The following is a 21,471-nucleotide window of genomic DNA, read 5'->3' on the forward strand; positions in this document are numbered from 1 at the left end:
AACTATTCCCCCTTTTGAGATGAAATTGTAAATGCTGCTATTATACAAAATGCTAGTCCAATAATTACAGCAATTTGTCCATTTACAGGGACTCCCTTAGGTGAAGCAGCTAGACCAAAGTTGTGGCAGATTGCTGCACCAACAATTAAACCTAAAACAGTAACAGCTGCATCAGTATCTCCTTCTCCAGAAAGAACTGTTTGTCTAATAGGGCATCCACCTAATAATATACCAGTTAGACCAACTAAACTCATTCCAAGGAAATTCCAAAGATGCATAGAGTGTGCAACAGGTTGTTCAGCAAATCCAAGTTTGAAAGTTCCACCAAAAGTTAAATTACCTATAAGTGCAACTACAAATATTCCTAAAACTCCCCATAGATAGTGGCTATCTTTAATTAAAAAGATATCTCTAAAAGCACCAGCTGTACAAATTCTAGTTCTTTGTAAAATAATACCAGTTATAATACCTGCTATTAGAGATATTATAATAGGAGCGTGTTTTGAAGCTGGACCTTCTTGTGAGAAGAAAATAAAGCTAGGTTTTACTATTAAAAATATAAGTAGAGTAAGTGCAATTAAAGGCATAATAAATCCAGCAAATTTAGGTTGTTTTGTACTTCTACCTAAAGTATAGCCTTTCTTTAGGAAAACTATTCCTAGTAAAATACCACAAATAAATCCTAGTAAACCAACAAGAGCATTTAAGTCACCATTTGAAAGTCTTAAAATCATTCTAAGTGGGCATCCAAGAAATGCTAAAGCACCTATCATCATAAAAATACCCATAACAAATCTTAGAATTGGAGAAGATCCTCCTCTAGATCTAAAGTCTTTATTAAAAAATGAAACTAAAAAAGCTCCCAATACAAAACCTAAAATTTCAGGCCTAATGTATTGTACAACATCTGCTCTATGTAGGCCCAAAGCCCCAGCAGTGTCTCTCCAGAAGCAGGCAACGCAAATACCCATATTACCAGGGTTTCCAAGCTTAACTAAAATTACAGCTAGTAAGCCAATAATACCGCCTCCAATAAACATTTTCAATTTATCATTTTTCACAGTATTACCTCCTTTTATAATTAAAATCTGCCTGTACAAATATATTATATAACTTTATGAGTATTAATTCCACATATTTTTCAATTGAGTAAAAATTTAATGTTAATTAAAATTAATTATAAAAATTTATATTTTTTTTAAAATTATTTATAAAATATACTTATCAAATCTATCCAAAGCTTCCTCTAACATTTTTCTAGGCATGGCTAAATTCATTCTAATTGTAGATTTACCTCCAAAAATTCTCCCATCACTAACTAAAAGCCCATGCTCTATACACTTAACCAACAAATCGTATAGACTTATATTTTTATTAATTAAATATTTTTCAAAATCAGGATAAATAAGGTAGGTTCCCTCAGGCTTAATTACGTCTACCCCTTTAATTTTACTAAAAAAGTCTACTGCAAGATGAATATTTCCTTCAATAACTTCTATTAAAGAATCAAGCCAAGCCTCTCCATCATTAGAGTATGCACCAATAAGGGCAGCCTCACTCAAAACATTATTTAAATTATAGTGGCATAAAGACTCCTCTTTTAAAAGCCTATCATTTAAAAAATCATTATATACAATGTGGTAAGAAACCCCAAGTCCAGCTAGATTATATCCCTTAGTGGGTGCATAAAAAGCAATAGTTCTACTTTTAGCATCTTCATTTATTAGCTGGCTAGGAATATGCTTTTTCCCACTTAAAATAAGATCTGACCAAATTTCATCAGAAACAACATAAACATCATGCTTTTTAAAAATTTCATAAGCTTTCTCCAGTTCTTTTCTAGTCCATACCCTACCAGTTGGATTGTGAGGTGAACACATAACAAATAGGTGAATTTTGTTTTCAACTATCTTTTTTTCCATATCCTCATAATCCATTCTCCAAACATTTTCTTTATCTATTTTTAAATCTGAATAAATTAGGTTGAATCCAAGATTCTTTAAAATTCCATTAAATCCTGCATAAGTTGGCCTGTGAAGCAAAATATTATCTCCCCTAGAAAGTAGGGCTGTTGCAGCAGAAGATAGGCCTCCTAAAACTCCATTTTCATATCCAATATTTTTTTCTTCAATAGAATTAACTCCGTGCCTTCTTTTTTGCCAAGAAATAATAGAATCAAAAAATTCTTTGGAATTTATGGAATATCCAAATACATCCCTTTTAAATCTTTTATCAATTTCATCTATAACAGCAGGAGCAGTTTTGAAATTCATATCAGCAATTGACATAGGTATTATAGAAAAACCATCCTTAGGCTCTACACCTTCAAAAATTCTTGTTTCAACTGATCTGTGATATAAACCTCTTCTATCAACTAGCTCTTCAAAGTTAAACATATTCAAATAAAATACCTCCTATATCTATTTATTACTTAATTATACTATATCACAAAATGAAATTCTGAAAAATAAATTTTATATTTTTTGAATATGTAAAAAGAGAGTGGACTTAAGTCCACTCTCTTAGTTTATCTCTATTTGAAAAGATTTTCGCTTACGCTATTTTCTCCTCCAAGTACAAAGATTTTTTCTATTTTGTTTCTTTCTAGATATTCTTTTACTACTTGTGGTAATTTATCTTTATTTGTTAGTAATATTGGGGCTTCTACTTTTCCTGTTACCCCTCCAAATACTAGTGCGTCTGCATAAGCTGTGCTATTTGCTAGAGCTATTTGTTTCGGTTCTGTAAATGCTCTTTCTGCTATTTTTACTGCTGTTTCGAATCTATCTTTTCCTGAGATTCTGTCCGCTTTTACTCCTAGTTTTACTGAGTTTTCTCCGCCTACTATTAGGATGTCTTTGGCTTTTTCTACTAGTTCTTTTGCTACTTTTGGTATTTCTTCTTTGTTTACTAGTATTATTCCTCTATTTTCTACTTGTGCTAGGCTTGATGCTGTTAGGGCGTCTACTAGGCTTATTCCGTTTGCTAGGATTAGTTTTTCTGTTTTTCCTGCGGCTTTTGCTATTTCTACTGCTGTTTCAAATCTATCTTTTCCTGCTATTCTTGTAATGTTTTGTTTTAGATTTTCTACTGCTTTTTCTTGTATTGAGTTTAAACCGCCTATTAGGATTATGTTTTTGGCTCCTAGTCTTTCTATTTCTTTTGCTACTTCGTCTGGAGTCATGTCTTTCTTTATTAGTAGGATTGGTGCGTTCTTTTCTTTTGCTAGTACGCTTGCTGCTAGTGCGTCTGCTTCTTTTTCTCCATTTACTAGGATTACGGTCTCTGCTCTTTCAAAGTTTTTCTTTGAGATTTCTACTGCTGTCTTGTATCTATCATCTCCAGCTTGTCTTTCTTTTTCTATTCCATCAAAGATGTTCTTTTCTGGTTTTTCTTCTGGTTTTGGTTCTGGTTTTACTTCAGGCTTTGGATCTGGTTTTGTTCCTGGATTAGGTCCTGGGATTGGATCTGTGCCTGGTGTTGGATCTGTTTCTTCTTTTACTTCATACTTTTTAAGTTCAGCCATTGCCTTCTTTAATTGTTCGATTTTTCCTTCTGCATATATAGGAATAGTTTCTTCAATTTCTTTTTTAGAAGCTTCTATTACATCTTCAAGATTCTTTATAGCCATCCTTGCTTCTTCTGAATCTTCAAACTTTTGATTTTTAAGGTAGTTTATAGCTTTTTCATATAGCATTTTGAACTCATCATAAATATGAGTTTGATCATTAACAAAAACTGTAAATGTCATTCCATACTTTTCTTCGCTATCCAATACTTTAATGTTTCCCTTTTCATCTAATTTAAATTCTATTGAATGAGGCTCTGATTCATACATAAATTGTGCCATCTTAGATATGGTAACCGAATAGTCTTTGCCACCTTTTTGTCCTTCAACATTAAATTTAATATTTCCGTTAGCATCTGAATCTACTTTTTGAAGTGTCTTAAATCTTGGTGCAAGAGTCATTATTGAAAAGTTTACTCCCTCAATAGGATTTCCATCTTTGTCAACAGCTTTGAAGTTGACATCAAATTTTTCAAAGACATCACTATCTGGTTCAGTCCCCTTAAATGTAATAACGCCTTCACTTTCATCTTTAATTTCTTTTCCATCAATTGTTACAACTTTTCCATTTTTGTCAGTTGTAAATTCAAATACATCCTTTTCAAATTTCAATTCATTTGCATTTCTCGCTGGTCTAAGTTGATATTTACCATTTGCCAACAACTTATCTATAACTATTTCTCCATTTTTATCTGTTTTTGGTTTTAAAACTGTATTTGGAATTCCAAATTCATCAAAATAAATAAGAGAAATTTGATAATTTGCTTCAGCTTTACCATCTTTTAAAACTCTAACTATTAACTTGTCAAGAGCTTTTCCCTCTTCGATTGGATCTTGTTCTTTTTTAGGTTCTACTGTAATATTTGTAAATGGTTCTTCTGAATCAATTAAAGTAGGATACTCTTCTCCAACTACGATAGTAACAGGTTTCATAGTTTTTTCTTCACTATTTAAGCTTATTTCATACTTATGTCCAATAGTTAAAAAAACATTTACCATAGCATTTTCTGAATCTACAGTTGTAACTTTTCCCGTTTCAACATCTTTAAAAGAAAAGTTTAATTCTTTTGTATATGGTGCATTGTTTTCTTGAACAATAAACGTAGCAAAAACTTCTTTTTCAGCTACCTTGTCTTTTATTTCTATCGTAGCTAATACTTCGCCAGAACCTTCAATAATAGGTCCCATTTCTTCTTTAATTGTAAAAGTAATTTTGTCTATGGTTTTATCTTCGCTATCTAAAGTAAGTTCATACTTATGACCAACTTCCAAATTCGCCTTAATCATTCCATTAGCTGACTTTACTGTTTTAACTTCATTAGTTGCAAGGTCTTTAAAATTAAAATTTAATTCTTCAGTAAATGGTAAATTGTTTTTAGTGACAATTATTGTCACATCCATATTGTTTTGTGCTGGTTTTTCAACTACATTTAAAACTGCCTTAGCTTTTAATTCTTGAGGGTTAACTATCCCTTCTTCTAAGATAACAGTACCTTCAATTTCATATTTTCCAACTTCATCTTTTACATTTGTTAAATCCCACTCAACTTTAAGATCTTTTAAATCTCCCTCTAATGCACCAGGTGTATTAAATGGTAAAGCGGATAAACTTACAAAATTCATTAAATTTTGAGACTTAATATTTAAACCTAGGCCTTCTTCTTGCTTAGCTTTTACGTGAATAGTAAATACATTTTCATTTAATTCATCTTCATGAACTTTATAATAAGTCTTATCTCCAGCATTTGTGTTTTCTACAGTTGTTATTGTATCTTTCCATCCAGCAGAAGCATCATTTTTAACAGTGAATTTATATTCTCCATCAAGTTCAAACACACTTGTAGGATTAATTACTAGTGTATATTTGTTATCTACCATATAACCTGTATTAAAAGTAAAATTATCTTCATTAGCTTTTACTTTGAGAGGATCTTGACCTGTTTGTTCACCCCTTGTTAGAAGCATGTCAGGATAATTTTTAGCTGATACTTGATTTCCACCTTCATCAAGTACTTTAAATGTTATAAATTCATGTCCTTTTATATCTTTTCCTACACCAGGAGTGGATCCTTCTACATATTTAAATCCTGTACTTGGATCTTCTGGCTTTGGTTCTACAGGTGTTTCTCCGCCGCTTGATTTTTCTTTTACAACTATTGTAAAGTATTTTGCATCTAATTTACTTGTGTCATTATTTATAACATCTACTTCTTCACCGTTAAGATACACTTTATTTAGATGTGCACCGTAATCTATATATGAAAAATTACCTTCAAATCCATTTTGACTTACTAATTCATACTTTTCTGATTTTATTGTTAATGGATTATATTTTTCAGTCATTGAACTAAACTTATGAGAGAATAAATCTCCATCAACTTCAAGATTTTTAAATTCATCTAAAACTATCTTTATATCATTTGCTACTTCTGATGCTTTCAGTTGATTTCCTTTTTCATCAACAAGTTTGAAAACTACTTTCCCATCTACATATCCTAATTTTTCAGAAGGATCTGGCTTTGAAGTTTCCTTTTCCTTTACAATTATTGTAAAGTATTTTGCATCTAACTTACTTGTATCATTATTTATAACATCTACTTCTTCACCGTTAAGATACACTTTATTTAGATGTGCACCGTAATCTATATATGAAAAATTGCCTTCAAATCCATTTTGACTTACTAATTCATACTTTTCTGATTTTATTGTTAATGGATTATATTTTTCAGTCATTGAACTAAACTTATGAGAGAATAAATCTCCATCAACTTCAAGATTTTTAAATTCATCTAAAACTATCTTTATATCATTTGCTACTTCTGATGCCTTTAGCTTATTTCCTTTATCATCTACAAGTCTAAAAACTACTTTTCCATCCACATATCCTAGTCCTTCAGATGATTCTGGATTTGGATTTTCTCCTGGATCTGGATTTGGATCTGGAGTTGGTTCTTGTCCAGGATCTTCTCCCTTAGCTTTAACTTTAATAATAAATACATCTTCTCCAGGATTTGAACCAGGTAATTTGTAGTATTTTGGAGTAGAATTTGAGTTATAAACCATAGAAATTGAACCTGCAGAAGTGGTCATATTGTATTTTGTTCCAAATTCATAAGTGCCAACTAAATCATATTCATCTGATTTTAATTTAAGTTCATAGTCTATACTTTCTCCAGCAGACTCAATTGTATAATAATCTCCATCAGTTTTTGGATATTTATCATAATCAGTATTAGAATCTTTATTTCTTGCATAGAATAAGTTAGGATTATCCTTAGCGCTTATAATATTTCCTTTACTATCAACTACTTTATAAGTTATGGTTTCATTTGTTCTAGCTTCACCAACATTATTGATTCCAAGCTTTGGATTTTCTGCTTGAGCTTTTTCTTTTACATGAATCACATAAAATAATTCTGGGTTTTTATTAGCTTCGTGTCTATTCGCCTTATTTTCATTTGCAATAACTTCTCCAACTGTTCCTTCTTTATGGATTGGACAAGGTTCTTGTTTGAAACTATATACGCCATCTATTTCAAATTTATTAGAATTAATTTCAATATTAAAGGCGCGATTAGTATCTTCTGTTATATATTCAAAATAATCTCCAACACTAATAAAAGGATATTCAACACCTAGCTCATCCTTATCTACTACCTTAATAAGATTAGGATAATCTTTTGAGCTGAGAATGTTCCCATTTTCATCTACAACCTTATAGGCTATTGAAATTGGTCCAAATTCTAATCCATCTTTAAAATTTCTTCTAAATGTACCAATTTTAGCTTCTTCATCTTTTGTTATTACTCCTGCATCTGCTAATTTAACTTTAACAGTTTTAGGAAGTACAGTTTTTGGATCATTGCCTTTTTCAAGGGTAAATTCTCCTGAAGGTATTACTTCAATAATTTTCTTTTCTTTAACTTCAGGGTCTGTTGGTGTTTCAGGATCTAATGGATCTACTCCAATATTTTCAAATGCTTTATTTAAAACGCTATCCTTAGTCTTTAAATCTTCAGCATATTCTTTTAAAGTTTCAAGAGTAGTTTTTTTGAAAAATGCTTTTACTCCATCACTTTCATTATTTAATTTTTCAAGTGTATTTAAATCATCTTTTGTAAGAACTTTTTTACTCAGACTATTAAATATTTTTTTAGCTTCTTTGTAGGTATTTTCACTTGTTTCAAATCCTGGATAAGCAGTGTTTCCTTGAACCCAAACTTTATTAAGTTTTGGTAAAGTTAATAATACTTCTAAATCTTCAATCAAGTTGTTTGAAGCTGTAAAAACTTCTAAGTTCTTTAAACCTTTTAAAGCCGATATATCTTTTACATTGTGATTTGCAATATCAAGTTCTTTTAAATTTGTAAGTGTTGATACTGGAGAGATGTCTGTGAGTAATTCTTTTCCATGGATATATTTATTTGCAGGAGCAGATAAGAGCAAGGTTTGTAATTTCGTATGATTTTCAAAAGCTTTTAGGTCCTTTACAAATGAAAATTGTGCATTAAAATATTCTAAATCCTTTAAATCTTTTACAAAATCAGCATTTTCTATCTTTGTTGATTCCATATCTAGATAAGTAAGCTTTGTAAGTTTCTTTAATGGACTTAAATCTTTTGGTCTTGCTGCTTTAATATTTAAAAAATCTAGCTCAGTAAGTTTATTTAAAAAACTAATATCTTCTATTTTAACCCCATCTTTACTACAATCTCTAATATCTAAATGCTTTAATTTTACGCAGTCTTTTATAGGAGTAAAATCATTTAAATTTTGATAAACTAGACTTAACCAGGTCATATTTTCAGCATATTCTAATCCTATCGCACTATTTACCTTGATTTGCCACTCTTTTAAATCATGTGCACCGCATTGTTCTGGAGATAAATGTGCAACTCTTCTTATCATTCTTCTCGTTACTGGAGTATTATCTACAATTTCCTTATTTGCATCAATTTGTGTTGTAGTAATAGCTTCATTTAAAAGTAATATAGCCCTTTTTAAATTCCAACTAGGAACTTCTACTTCTTCGTTATCATCTGCTTTTTTAGGTAATGTTTCGTCCTTTATTAGCCCTGATGATAAAACTTCAAAATCTCCTTCTTTTTCATTAGCATATACTGTGACATTTGTAAGCGAGCTTAATATCATAGCTAATGCTAATACAAAAGATAATAGTCTTTTCATATAAATCACCCTTTAAATAGTATTTATCATATTAAAGCTCAATAAGTCCCAATAATTAAACTATTTTAAGTCACCCCCTAAATAATATTTTTTATAAGTAAAAATATAAGTTTAATTATTGTATTATTAGAAAAGTATAATTAATACTTTAATCTAATTTCAATATCTCAAAAAGCTTTAATAGATATTAGATTAATGATAACACTACCATACAATAGAATCAAGATGTAAAATAAGTTTAGATAATAGAATATAGAATAAATTTAATATAAATTATTTTAATATTAAAATATTAACTTTTATTAAATAAATCTAGGATTTATAATTTTTATGTATCAAATTTTAAAAAAATTATGCATTATATCTTATAAATTGATTAATTTTATCTTTAGCTCCTTAAAATATCCTTAACTTTATATCAAAAAAATTTAAAAAAACCGCCCTATTTCTAGGACGGTCATTAAAAAATTTTCCTTACATATAAAATTGTTCAGCTGAGAAATTATCTGTAAGTTTGATATAGAATTGTAGAAGTTCAGTCATAGCATAAACTGGAACTGGACCTACAAGTTCTGAATCAATAATATTTACATTATATCTAGTAAGTTCAAATTTGATTGTTTCAAAAACTCTGTGAATAGCAGTTTTTTCATAGTTAGTTAAATTCATAGAAACTTGAACGCACTTTCTGTCTGGAATTTCAAGAGCGATGGCTCTAACATATTTGTAACCGCCAGTTTTTTCTCTTACAGTCTTTACAATTTTCTTTCCAATTTCTATATCTTCTGTGTCAATATTAATATTAAAAGCAATTAGAGGAAATCTTGCACCTGTAACAGTAGCCCCAGATTTTTTATTAAATTCAAATGGTCCTTCGTCTGGTCTCCAATTTTCGTCTTTCATTTTTTCTTCTAGTGCTTCATATTCACCTTTTCTAATTTTTGGAAGTGATTTTCTATCTTCACGAGTAGCTGCATCTTCATAATAGTAAACAGGAACTCCAAGTTCATCTCCTAAGAATTTACCATATTTTCTTGCTATTTCTACTGCTTCTTCTGTTGTCACATCTTTAACTGGAATAAATGGAACTACGTCAATTGCTCCTTGTCTTGGGTGAGATCCCTTTTGAACAGTCATGTCAATTAATTCAACAGCTTTTTTAGATAGTCTCTTAGTTGCTTCTAATACATCTTCTGGACTACCCTTGTAAGTGAAAACTGATCTGTTGTGGTTTGGATCTGAATTAAGTTCAAGTATTTCAATATTTTCAACTGAAGTTAGTGCATCTTTTATTTGTGAAATTTTATTTTCATCTTTTCCTTCACTAAAGTTTACCTCTGTCATTAATACTTTCATAAAAAATCCTCCTATCATATTTTAACTAGCTAGAAAAATATAGAGAAATTCTATAAGCCGTGTTCTGTATTTGATAATCATCTATCTAGTCTTTTTGTTGCCAAAAAGCTCAAGCGATCCACCTTATAATCACTGACGAGCAACCAGTTTTTTTGATTAATTCGATCTTGCACCGGATGGGGTTTACAGATGACCCAAGTCACCAAGGGCCATGGTGAGCTCTTACCTCGCCTTTCCACCCTTACTAGAATTTTCTAGCGGTTTATCTCTGTTGCACTATCCTTAAAGTCGCCTTCACTGGACGTTATCCAGCATCCTGCTCTATGGTGCACGGACTTTCCTCGGCTAAGCCGCGATTATCTGAACTACTCTACACATATATAATACCATTTTCTCTTTAAATATTAAAGATTCTAAATAGAAATTCTTATATCTTTTTTCTTATTTACAAAAACTTCGATATTAAAGTTTTCTAAAAAATTTTTGAAAATATCTACGACAATATTTTCTGATGGAAAATGGCCAACATCTATTAAATTAAGTTTTGATTCACTTGCCCAAAAAATTTCAAACTCTCCAAATTCAGATGATATAAGTGTGTCGATTCCTTTTTCAATGCATTCTCCAATAAAATCATCACCAGAGCCAGGAATATATCCAATTTTATTTGGCTTTACGCCTGCATCTACGAAATAGCATGAATTAGAATTTAGTTTCTCCTTAACATAATTTGCTAAAAATGGAAGACTTTCAAATTCTTTTTCCCCATACCTTCCATAGCCGCAGCCTCTATCATTTTCTAATATAATATTTGAAAAATTAAATCCAAGAATCTCTCCTAAATAATCACTTAAACCTCCCTTACACGCATCTAAATTTGTGTGGGCTGAATAGACGCCAATTCCTTCTCTTATAGCTTGCTTTATAAATTCTTTTATGAAAAGATCATCATTTAGATTTCTATGTTTTAAAAAAAATGGTGGATGATGAGTAAAAATCATATTTGCCCCTCTACTCCTTGCAAGCTCTAGAGAGTGTCTATCTAAATTTAAACTAACTACTGCTTTTGTTACTTCTTCCTCCAAAGGAGATATTTGAAGTCCGGAGTTGTCAAAATCCTCTTGGAGATAAAGTGGAGCAAATTTTTCAAATTCTTTAATTAAATCTTTATAATTCATATCTTTTTAATGCCCTTTCGATTAAAATTAATTCCTTCTCTATTTGCTTTTTTCTATTATCAGATATATTTTCTTTTTCTCTAATAAAAATATACCTATCCTTTTCTTTTTTTAAATAATTTAAGGTGTTTTTATCTTTTTTTTCAAGTAAAATTTTTGAGTATTTTAACTCATAATCCTTATAATCTTCTTTCTGTCCAAAAGTAGCTTTAATTATATTGTAGTAGTATCCATCCTCGACTACGCTTACCTCATCTAAAATCTTAAACCCATTAATTAGTAAATATTCTCTAAGTTCATAAATAGTTGTATTGGGCTGAAATATATAATACTTGGCTTTTTCCCTGTAAGGCTTAGCTTTTTCCAAAATATTTATTATAAGTCTTGCCCCCATGCCGCAAATACTAACATACTCAGCTTCATTATCAATTAAATATTCCAAGCCGTCTTGTAGTTTTGTTTCTATCTTAGAATTTTTATCTAGTTTAGATTTTAATTTATTTAAAGAGTCTATAGAAATATCTGTTGCTACGATTTTTTCAAAATTTCTATTTTCTTCTAAAAAAAGAGGAAGATAACCATGATCAGTTCCAACATCTAGTATAGATGATTCCTTTTCAATTAAGTTACTTACCTCTTTAAGTCTTTTACTTATATTCATTATTCTAAGAAATCCTTTAATTTTTGACTTCTTGATGGATGCTTTAATTTTCTTAAAGCCTTTGCTTCAATTTGACGAATTCTCTCTCTTGTTACATCAAATTCTTTTCCAACTTCTTCTAATGTTCTAGGTGTGCCATCAGTTAACCCAAAACGTAATTCTAAAACCTTTCTCTCCCTATCAGTTAAGGTTGATAAAATTTCATCTAGTTTTTCTCTAAGCATAGTATAGTTAGCAGCTTCATCTGGAGCAACTGCTGTTTCATCTTCTATAAAATCTCCAAGATGAGAATCTTCCTCTTCTCCTATTGGAGTTTCTAAAGAAACTGGTTCTTGTGCAATCTTTCTAACTTCTCTAACCCTTTGTTCGTCAATTCCCATTTCCTTAGCTATTTCTGCATTAGTTGGATCACGTCCAAGTTCTTGAAGTAGTTGTCTTTGAACTCTAACAAGCTTATTAATAGTTTCAACCATGTGAACAGGAATTCTAATTGTTCTAGACTGATCTGCAATCGCTCTAGTTATAGCCTGTCTAATCCACCATGTTGCATAAGTTGAAAATTTAAAACCTCTAGTATAATCAAATTTATCCACAGCTTTCATTAGCCCCATATTGCCTTCTTGAATAAGATCTAAAAACTGCATTCCCCTACCAACATATCTTTTAGCAATACTTACAACTAGTCTAAGATTAGTTTCAGCAAGTCTTCTTTTGGCTTTAATATCTCCCTCTTCCATTCTCTTAGCTAGGCTAACTTCTTCTTCGGCAGTTAATAGAGGAATTTTGCCTATTTCCTTAAGGTACATCTTAACAGGATCTTCTACTGAATAAGAGGAAATGTTTTGTGCCTTCTTAAGAATATCATTCGGCTTAGATTTTTTCCCATCATCATCTATATCTTCATCATCTTCAAAAAGTGATTCATCTTCTTCAATGTCGTCTTCGTCACTTTCTTCCTTCTCATCATCGTCGAAATCATCACTTGAGTCTTCTTTTTCTATTTCGTCATCTTCCTCAAGTTCATAACCCATATTTAAGAGTTCTTTTTTTATATCTTCAAGTTCTTCATCTGAAAGCTCAGATATTCCCTCAACATTTTCAAACTTAGAATAAAGAATTATACCACTTTCTTCTCCAAGCAATTTAAGATCCTCTAATATCTGACTTTTTATCTCATCATATTCTTCAAAATTAATCTCAGTCATATAAACTCCTTCCTATGGATTATCTCTTTCTAAGAATCATATCAATTTCAAAAATTCTTCTTAGAATCTCGATTTTTTCATCTTCTTTATCATCTAAAGAATCAATTAAACTTAAATCTCTTTGTAGTTTTTTCTTCTCTAGACTAAGATTTAAATTTTTAAGCCTAAGAGAAAACTCAAAAAACAAGTTACTCCTTACATAGCCCTCGTAAAGAGTTCTTAAGAAAATTTTAATTTCTTCATCATCTATATCAGAAGATAACTTTTCTATTTTATCATTAAAAGGTAAGTCTTGTAAAGTTAAAAGCTTTTCTAGAATCTCTCTTAGATTATATTCGCTTATAAAATAATCCATTTTATATATTTCACTTAATTTTTTCGGGTCCTCAATTGAAAAATAAAGGGCTGTTTTAAAATACTCATCTAGGTCTTTCTTTAAGATATCTAAATTATCTTCCTTGCTATTTAGATCTTTTTTTATATCTTTAATAGCATTTATGTCTTTTCTTAAAGAATTTTCATCAATTCCAGTTTTTTCAGAAATAATCCTTAAGTAGTCATCTCTTTGAATTTCAGATGGAAGAAAATTTAAAAAATCTTTTAATTTAAAAAGAACTTCTCTTAGCTTTCTGTCATCTTTACTATCAAAGTTTTTAAGAATATTATTTAAAAGAAAATCTTTAGAATCAATTGCATTTTCTAGTCTTAATTCAAATCCTTCCTTGCCATATTCCTTTACATATTCATCAGGATCTAGTCCACCTTCCAAAGTAACAATCTTTGGAGAAATAGAAATTTCTTTAAAAACATCTATAGCTTTTAAAGCGGCATTCTGGCCAGCATTATCGTCGTCATAACAAATATAAATCTCTTTCGCAAGTCTTTTTATAAGTTTTGCCTGAGAGTTTGTAAGAGCTGTACCTAAAGCTGCTATCGCATAATCTATACCCATACTGTGTAGGGATATAACATCAATATACCCTTCTACCAAAAGAATTTTTTCTCTATTGTTAGACTTATAAATTTTATCAATAGCATAAAGAGAAGATCCCTTATGGTAAATTAAGCTCTCCTTAGAATTAATATATTTAGCCTTGGATTTAAAAGAAATATCCCTACCACCAAAGCCTATAAACCTCCTATTTTTATCTAAAATTGGGAAAATGATCCTATCCCTATATTTATCATAAATTTTTCCAGATTCAGACCTTCCAACTAGTCCAAGTTCAATTAAATCTTCATCTTTTACTCCATGGCTATGAAAGTAGTTATAAAGTGAATCCCATGAACTATCAGCATATCCTATAAAAAATTTATTTACCTCTGCTAAGCCTAGTCCTCTTTCCTTCAAATAATTTAGCGGATTTTTATATTGAAAAAGTGACTTATAGAAAAACCTTGCAGCTTCCTTATTAATTCTATATAAAAGCTTCTCCCTTTTATAATCTCTAAAATCTCCACCAGAATCTTCATGGCTGATGCCTAAATCATCCAAAAGCTGACCAACTGCTTCAGAAAAAGATAAATTATCCCTAAGCATAATAAAACTTATTATATCTCCAGACTTTCCGCAGCCAAAGCATTTAAAATACTGATTTTCTTCAGAAACAACAAAAGAAGGCGTTTTTTCCTTATGAAAAGGACAAAGTCCTTTATAATTTTTCCCAGTTCTTTTTAATTCAACAAATCTACCAACATAATCGACAATATTTGTAGATTCTTTTGCCCTCTGAACTAAATCTTTTGAAAATCTCAATTCTCATACCCCCAAGATTTAGGAATAAAGAGATCAGAAAAAATATAGCTTGCATACTTATCTGTCATACCCGCCACATAATCCGTAACAATTCTATGATCGGACTGATCATCATCCTTATATTTTTCATAAATTTCCAAATGAGATTTTGGAAGACGACTTAGATCTTTAAGATAATAATTATATATCTGTTCAAGAATAAACTCAGCCTTTTTAGCCTCTTTTTTTACTTTTTTGTCTAAATAAACTCTTTCAAACATAAACTCTCTAAGTTCAGCCATACTTTTTTCTACCTCTTTTGACATAGCAATAAAATCCTTATCATAAGAGTTGTAAATAATATCTTTAACTAATGTGTCAAGTCTATCTGAACCCTTATATCCCAAAGTTTTTCTTATATTTAATGGAATATCCTCATCCTTAAGAATTCCAGCTCTTTTTGCATCATCAAAATCGTGATTTATATAGGCAATTCTATCAGAATATTTTACAAGTTTTCCTTCAAGAGTTTTTGCCAATCTATCTTTACTGTGATTTACAATTCCATCTATTACCTCAAAGGTTAGATTAAGTCCAGGATAAGGCTTTTGCGTTCTTTCTAAGTACTCTACGACTTTTTTTGATTGAAGATAGTGTTTAAATCCATTAGGATTAAGTTTATTCAAAGCCTCTTCACCAATATGTCCAAATGGCGTATGACCTAAATCATGGCCAAGTGCAATAGCCTCAACTAAATCTTCATTGAGCCTTAATCCTCTAGCAATAGTTCTTGCTATCTGGCAAACTTCAAGCGTATGTGTAAGTCTAGTTCTATAATGATCAATCTCAGGAGAAATAAAAACCTGTGTTTTGTGTTTAAGCCTCCTAAAAGATTTAGAGTGAATAATTCTATCCCTGTCTCTTTGAAAATCTCCCCTCACCTCTGATGGACTCTCTTCATATACTCTGCCTTTAGAGTTTCTATCTAAAAAAGCATATTTAGAATATATTTTTTCCCTATCATCTAAAATTCTCTGTCTAATATCTAATTTCATAAACTCACTCCACTCAATCTCTTTATACCCCTTTTTATGTAAAAAGTGGGCAAAATTAAAAATTTTGCCCACATATTTTTTAAGGAAACAATTTTTTCATAATATCTATAATAGTAGAGGCTGTCTTTTCTATAGATGAGTTTGTAACATCTATTATTCTAACACCCAATTTGTCAAATAATTCATAAGCATAAGAAAGCTCTTTTCTTATCCTCTCATCATTTGCATAAAGTGAATTATCCTCTATACCAAGTGCAATAAGTCTTTTCTCTCTAATCCTATTTAGTTTAACAGGATCTAATACAAGTCCAATTATCCTTCTTGGATCTTTTAAGAAAATTTCTTTTGGAGGAGTAATTTCTGGAACGAGTGGAACATTTACAACCTTATATCCTTTATTTGCTAAATACATGGAGGTTGGAGTCTTACTTGTTCTTGATACTCCTAAAAGAACAATATCTGCATCCATAATGCCTCTAGGATCTTTACCATCATCATATTTAATAGTAAATTCTATAGCTTTTATCTTGTCAAAATACTCATCATCTAACTCTCTTATTGCCCCTGGCCTTTCAATCGCCTTTTTATTAAAAACTTTCTCAAGCTGAGTAAGAGGTCCGCCAACTATGTCAAAACAATAAAGGCCTCTTTCTCTAGACTTGCCAATTAAATAATTTCTTAAGTTACTAATAACTATCGTTGCAATAATAAGATCATTTGGTTCGCATGAAGCTAAAATATCATCGACCTGTCCTTCATTTGTTGTATTAGAATATCTTACTATCTTATATTTTTCATCTGGAAATTGCTTCATAATGGCATGGACAAAATTTTCCCCTGTTTCGCCAACTGAATCTGAAAGCACCCTTATAGTTCTAGACAATTTCCCACCTCCTTATAATTATTTTATTATAGCTTTTGCACTAAATAACTTTCCTATTGTTTGAGAAAATTTAGTTACTAAATTTAGCCTATTTCTCCTTATATTTTCATCATCAGCATTTACAATTACATTATCTAAAAAAGAATTTATAATAGAACTTATTTCAGAGTAAATTTCAAAGGCCTTTTCAAAATCTTGAGCTAATATTAAATCATCAATCTCTTCAATTCTAGGAATAGAGTTAAACAAGTTTTTTTCATAAGTATCTGATAATAAGTCCTTATATATATCAGTATCCTCATTATCTTTTACTATATTTTCAAGTCTTTCACCAGCTTCTATACTTCCACCATCTTCTAAGAATTTATTTAAAGCTTTTGTCTTTTCATAAATAGTGGAGATTTTATAGTCACTTGTCTGTAAAGCTGAATCTACAACATCATACCTAAACTTTTCCTTAAGTAAAACTTCTAATCTTTGCTTAAAGAATTCCAAAACTTCTTTCTTTGTTTCATCATAGTCAAAAACAAGTTCATTTTTTTCAAGATAGATATATAAGCTATCTGAAACGATTTTTTCAAGATCAAGATCAAGTCCATTTTCAAGAATTATCCTAATAATTCCAAGAGCCTTTCTTCTTAAGCCAAATTGATCTTTAGATCCAGTTACTTTTAAACCTACAGAGTACATACCTACAATACTATCAAGTTTTGTAGCAATTGCGAGTATCTTACCAGCTGTAGTTTCAGGAAGGTCTTTACCTGATGATCTAGGCATATAGCTTTCCATAATTGCAGTTGATACCCTATCATTTTCTCCACTAGCTTTGGCATATATCATACCCATAATTCCTTCAAGTTCTGTAAACTCTACAACAAGTTTAGTAACTAAATCAGCCTTGGAGATTTCAGCAGCTCTTTTTACAGTCTTTTCAGTTTCATCGCCAACTTCTAAAAGTCTAGCAATATTTGATGATAGAACAACTTCTCTTTGTGCTTTATCATAAATTGAGCCAAGTTTTTCATGAAAAGTTGCAGTTTTTAAAATTTCATTATAATAATCTAAAGGCTTTTTAAGATCCTCATCATAGAAAAATTTAGCATCTTCAAGTCTAGGTTCTAGTACCTTTTCATTGCCCGCCTTAACAATGTCTAATCCCTTTTCATCACCATTTCTAACAGTTATAAAATATGGAAGAAGTTCATTTTCTTCTGAAAGAACTGGGAAAAATCTTTGGTGATCTTTCATAGGAGTTATAACAACTTCTTTAGGTAATGATAAATATTTTGGGTTTATATTTCCAATAAGCGGAGTTGGATATTCATTTATATCTATAACTTCCTCAATAAGATCCTCATCGTAAAGTAGAGATCCGCCCTTTTCTTTGGCAAGCCTGTTGGCCTTTTGAACAATTATATTTCTTCTTTTCTCCCTATCAACAATAACTCCGTTTTCTTTAAGAACTTTTTCGTAAGACTCTACATCTTCAACTAAAACTTCACTTTTACCTAAAGTTCTATGACCTCTAGTTATATTTGAAGCCTTTAGCCCAATAAACTCAAATTCTAAAGGCTCATTATCGTAAATTGAAACTAGCCATCTTATAGGCCTTGCAAATTTAAATTCACTTTCATCCCATTTCATATTCCTAGGAAAGTTTAGTGACTTAATAAGTTCAGGCATAGCTTCTTTAAGAATTTCTTTTACCGGTTTTGCTTTTGGTATTTTTTCTATATATACATATTCAGTTCCCTTTAAATCTTTAATAATGACATCTTCGAGATTCTTATTTTGAGATTTTAAAAAACCTAAAAGTGCTTTTGATGGTTCATTATCTTCGCTAAAGGCAATTTTTTTAGCTGGGCCACGAACAAGTTCTTTATTATCAAGCTCTTTTTCCTCTATTCCCCAAATAAATAGGGCAAATCTTCTAGGAGTAGATTTAACTTCAATTTTTTCATAAGTTAAACTATCCATTAATAGCTTATTTGTATTTTCTATAAGCTGATTAGTTGTAGATTTTATATATGCATGTGGAAATTCTTCCACGCCAATTTCAAATAAATAGTTATGCATTTATACCACCTCTTCTTGCCAATATTGGAAAACCTAATTCTTCTCTTTTCTTATATTGACTTATAGCAACTTGTTTAGAAAGATTTCTAACTCTTTGAATATAGTGGCTTCTTTCTGAAACCCCAATAGCTCCTCTTGCATCTAGAACATTAAAAATGTGTGAGCATTTTAAAACGTAATCATAAGCTGGATAAACTAAACCTTTTTCCATAGTTTCTAGTGATTCTTTTTCAAATTTATCAAAAGTTTCTTTTAACATATCACTGTTACAAGTTTCAAAAGAATATTTTGAATGCTCATACTCTGGTTGTTTAAAAATATCTCCATAAGTGAAATCTTCATTCCACTTAAGGTCATAAATATTATCTACATTTTGTAAATACATAGCAATTCTCTCTAATCCGTAGGTAATCTCACCAGAAACTAAATCAACTGCTAGGCCTCCTACTTGTTGAAAATAGGTAAATTGAGTAATTTCCATACCATCAAGCCAAACTTCCCAGCCAAGTCCCCAAGCTCCTAGAGTTGGAGATTCCCAGTTATCCTCAACAAATCTAATGTCATGAACAGTTTTATCAATGCCTAATGCCTCAAGTGATTCTAGATAAAGTTCTTGAATATCCTTTGGTGCAGGTTTTAAAAGCACCTGCATTTGATGATGCTGATAGAGTCTGTTTGGATTTTCTCCATATCTTCCATCAGCTGGCCTTCTTGAAGGCTCAACATAACAAGCTTTCCATGGCTCTTTTCCAATCGCCCTTAGAAAAGTGTGAACAGACATAGTTCCCGCACCTTTTTCCACATCATAAGGTTCTAATATTGTGCAGCCCTTACTTGCCCAATATTTTAAAAGATTCATCATTATATCTTGAAAATACATTATATTCCCTCCATTCCTTAATTTTATTCTAGAAACGATATTTTTTCAAGCTTATAAAATAAATTCATATTTTTTAAGCCAATTAATACTATTTAATGTATTTAGCTCAAATTCTACTAATAGAATTTTTAGAAAAATACTATTTAGATACCTAATTTCTTCTTCTTTTAAATATTTTTCATAATTTTTAGCTTGACTAATTTTCCTATGTAGGATAGTGTTTATTACTTTTAACTCTAAATTATTTATTTTATAAAGCTTTACATTTCTAGCTTTATCCTTATCTTTTTCACAGTAAAATAAATTTTCCACCAATGAGTAGTAGAGGTCTTTACGCTCCCCACATATTTTACAAGAAAAATCTTTTTTAAATCCTGAAACAGCTAAAAATTTTATTGAAAAAGAAAGGAAAATAAGCTTAGAAAAATTATAATTTACAGCTTCAATGCTCTTTTCTAAAAGGTGAAAAATAAACTCATTTTCCTCTTCATCATAAATGGACCTTAAAATAATTTCAGCAAAAAAACTAGCCAAAACTACTGCCCTAGGATTTTTTGAAAGAGAAAAATTACTATTTATAACTTCTCCATCTTGAACATAGTAATAGTTTTTACTTTTTTTAAGATCAAGTTTTGAGACTGTAAATTCATTAAAAAATTTAGCTATTTTAGAATTTTTTCTAGAAGCTCCTCTAGCATTTATAGTTATTAGACCTAGATTTTTGGAATATGCCCTTACCATTAGCGAACTCTCAGAATATCTACTCGCTTTTAAAACTATAATTTCTTCTCCCTTATTTATATCCAAAATTTTTAACCATGCTTTCCTTGCTTCTCCAATCCTTAGTAACCTTTACCCAAAGCTGTAAATTAACCTTAGTTCCAAGGAATTTCTCAATATCAAGTCTAGCTTCTCTTCCTATTATAGAAATTTTACTTCCATTTTTTCCAATAACCATAGGCTTATGACTTTTTTTCTCTACATGGATTGTCGCGTGAATATCTACCAGGTCTTTATCTTCTCTATCTTTCATAGATTCAACCTCTACCTGAACTCCATGCGGAATTTCATCTTCCATATTATTTAAAATCTTTTCTCTAATAATTTCAGAGACTATAAATCTTTCAGGACTTTCTGTAATCATATCTTCAGGATAGTATTTTGGCCCTTCATTTAAAAGACTTTTAATCGTGTTTACAAACTCATCTACACCGGTAGAATTTAAAGCAGACATTGGAATTACTTTTTCGAATATATTTAAATCTTCATAGAATTTTACTATAGATTCAATCTCGTCTTCCTCTAGTAAATCCACTTTGTTTAAAATCAATATTTTTTTACACGCTACTTTTTTAATCTCATCAAAAATATAAGAATCGAGCCTACCTAAAAGTTTGCCTGGCTCAACCATAAAGGAAATAATATCTACATCTTCTAAGCTAGATTCACTAACTTTTAAAAGATATTTACCAAGCTCATTTTTAGGCATTTGAATTCCTGGAGTATCAAGAAAAATAATTTGAGCTTCATCGTCTGTATATATGAAAGTTATTTTATTTCTGGTAGTTTGTGCTTTATTTGAAATAATAGAAATTTTTTTCTCCCAAAACTTCATTTAATAAAGTTGATTTACCAACATTAGACCTACCAACTATAGTTACAAAGCCTGATTTAAACATCTATATAA

Annotated in this window: 13 protein-coding genes, 1 other RNA gene and 1 pseudogene; all 15 read right to left on the minus strand. The window is 30.3% G+C overall.

Annotated elements, in window-relative coordinates; all coding sequences use genetic code 11:
* Nucleotides 1–2 precede the first annotated feature (2 nt).
* Nucleotides 3–1,061 carry a YedE family putative selenium transporter gene (gene yedE, locus VLK81_RS08890; protein ID WP_324620261.1) on the minus strand — a complete coding sequence of 353 codons (1,059 nt, stop codon included), beginning with the start codon at nt 1,059–1,061 and terminating at the stop codon, nt 3–5.
* A 147-nt stretch (nt 1,062–1,208) separates the two neighbouring features.
* Nucleotides 1,209–2,396, minus strand: a complete 1,188-nt coding sequence (locus tag VLK81_RS08895; RefSeq protein WP_324620262.1) for a MalY/PatB family protein — start codon at nt 2,394–2,396, stop codon at nt 1,209–1,211.
* 137 nt (nt 2,397–2,533) lie between these two features.
* On the minus strand, nt 2,534–8,755 hold the full coding sequence (locus VLK81_RS08900; RefSeq protein ID WP_324620263.1) for a cell wall-binding repeat-containing protein: 6,222 nt from the start codon (nt 8,753–8,755) through the stop codon (nt 2,534–2,536).
* Nucleotides 8,756–9,229: 474 nt separating this feature from the next.
* A complete protein-coding gene (gene ftcD / locus VLK81_RS08905; RefSeq protein WP_324620264.1) occupies nt 9,230–10,111 on the minus strand; it encodes a glutamate formimidoyltransferase in 882 nt (293 codons plus the stop codon).
* A gap of 37 nt (nt 10,112–10,148) precedes the next feature.
* An RNA gene (gene rnpB, locus VLK81_RS08910) (RNase P RNA component class A) lies at nt 10,149–10,483 on the minus strand.
* Between the two features lie 41 nt (nt 10,484–10,524).
* The gene (locus tag VLK81_RS08915) at nt 10,525–11,289 is read right to left on the minus strand and encodes a Nif3-like dinuclear metal center hexameric protein (RefSeq protein WP_324620265.1); all 765 of its coding nucleotides are present in this window, start codon (nt 11,287–11,289) and stop codon (nt 10,525–10,527) included.
* Entirely contained in the window at nt 11,279–11,950 is a 672-nt protein-coding gene (locus VLK81_RS08920; RefSeq protein ID WP_324620266.1) for a tRNA (adenine(22)-N(1))-methyltransferase, read from the minus strand. Before VLK81_RS08920 ends, VLK81_RS08915 begins: the two co-directional genes overlap by 11 nt.
* Nucleotides 11,950–13,155, minus strand: coding sequence for an RNA polymerase sigma factor RpoD (rpoD, locus tag VLK81_RS08925; protein ID WP_324620267.1), 1,206 nt, complete (start codon nt 13,153–13,155; stop codon nt 11,950–11,952). The genes VLK81_RS08920 and rpoD overlap by 1 nt, the downstream gene beginning before the upstream one ends.
* Nucleotides 13,156–13,174: 19 nt before the next feature.
* Nucleotides 13,175–14,911, minus strand: a complete 1,737-nt coding sequence (dnaG, locus tag VLK81_RS08930) for a DNA primase (protein WP_324620268.1) — start codon at nt 14,909–14,911, stop codon at nt 13,175–13,177.
* The gene (locus VLK81_RS08935) at nt 14,908–15,945 is read right to left on the minus strand and encodes a deoxyguanosinetriphosphate triphosphohydrolase (RefSeq protein WP_324620269.1); all 1,038 of its coding nucleotides are present in this window, start codon (nt 15,943–15,945) and stop codon (nt 14,908–14,910) included. Before VLK81_RS08935 ends, dnaG begins: the two co-directional genes overlap by 4 nt.
* 79 nt (nt 15,946–16,024) lie before the next feature.
* A complete protein-coding gene (locus tag VLK81_RS08940; protein ID WP_324620270.1) occupies nt 16,025–16,828 on the minus strand; it encodes a pyruvate, water dikinase regulatory protein in 804 nt (267 codons plus the stop codon).
* An 18-nt stretch (nt 16,829–16,846) separates the two neighbouring features.
* Nucleotides 16,847–18,904 carry a glycine--tRNA ligase subunit beta gene (gene glyS, locus VLK81_RS08945; protein ID WP_324620271.1) on the minus strand — a complete coding sequence of 686 codons (2,058 nt, stop codon included), beginning with the start codon at nt 18,902–18,904 and terminating at the stop codon, nt 16,847–16,849.
* On the minus strand, nt 18,897–19,784 hold the full coding sequence (gene glyQ / locus VLK81_RS08950) for a glycine--tRNA ligase subunit alpha (protein ID WP_324620272.1): 888 nt from the start codon (nt 19,782–19,784) through the stop codon (nt 18,897–18,899). The genes glyS and glyQ overlap by 8 nt, the downstream gene beginning before the upstream one ends.
* 51 nt (nt 19,785–19,835) lie before the next feature.
* Nucleotides 19,836–20,591, minus strand: a complete 756-nt coding sequence (recO, locus tag VLK81_RS08955) for a DNA repair protein RecO (RefSeq protein ID WP_324620273.1) — start codon at nt 20,589–20,591, stop codon at nt 19,836–19,838.
* Nucleotides 20,578–21,463: pseudogene (gene era, locus VLK81_RS08960) on the minus strand (GTPase Era). The gene recO and the pseudogene era overlap by 14 nt, the downstream one beginning before the upstream one ends.
* Nucleotides 21,464–21,471 lie beyond the last annotated feature (8 nt).

The organism is Citroniella saccharovorans (genome assembly GCF_035481615.1).
GTDB classification, from domain to species: domain Bacteria; phylum Bacillota; class Clostridia; order Tissierellales; family Peptoniphilaceae; genus Citroniella; species Citroniella saccharovorans.

Coding starts and splice junctions, on each gene's coding strand:
- VLK81_RS08935 (WP_324620269.1), bottom strand. CDS start 15,945: ATGAAATTAGATATTAGACAGAGAATTTTAGATGATAGGGAAAAAATA.
- ftcD (WP_324620264.1), bottom strand. CDS start 10,111: ATGAAAGTATTAATGACAGAGGTAAACTTTAGTGAAGGAAAAGATGAA.
- rpoD (WP_324620267.1), bottom strand. CDS start 13,155: ATGACTGAGATTAATTTTGAAGAATATGATGAGATAAAAAGTCAGATA.
- glyQ (WP_324620272.1), bottom strand. CDS start 19,784: ATGTATTTTCAAGATATAATGATGAATCTTTTAAAATATTGGGCAAGT.
- VLK81_RS08900 (WP_324620263.1), bottom strand. CDS start 8,755: ATGAAAAGACTATTATCTTTTGTATTAGCATTAGCTATGATATTAAGC.
- VLK81_RS08895 (WP_324620262.1), bottom strand. CDS start 2,396: ATGTTTAACTTTGAAGAGCTAGTTGATAGAAGAGGTTTATATCACAGA.
- VLK81_RS08920 (WP_324620266.1), bottom strand. CDS start 11,950: ATGAATATAAGTAAAAGACTTAAAGAGGTAAGTAACTTAATTGAAAAG.
- VLK81_RS08915 (WP_324620265.1), bottom strand. CDS start 11,289: ATGAATTATAAAGATTTAATTAAAGAATTTGAAAAATTTGCTCCACTT.
- glyS (WP_324620271.1), bottom strand. CDS start 18,904: ATGCATAACTATTTATTTGAAATTGGCGTGGAAGAATTTCCACATGCA.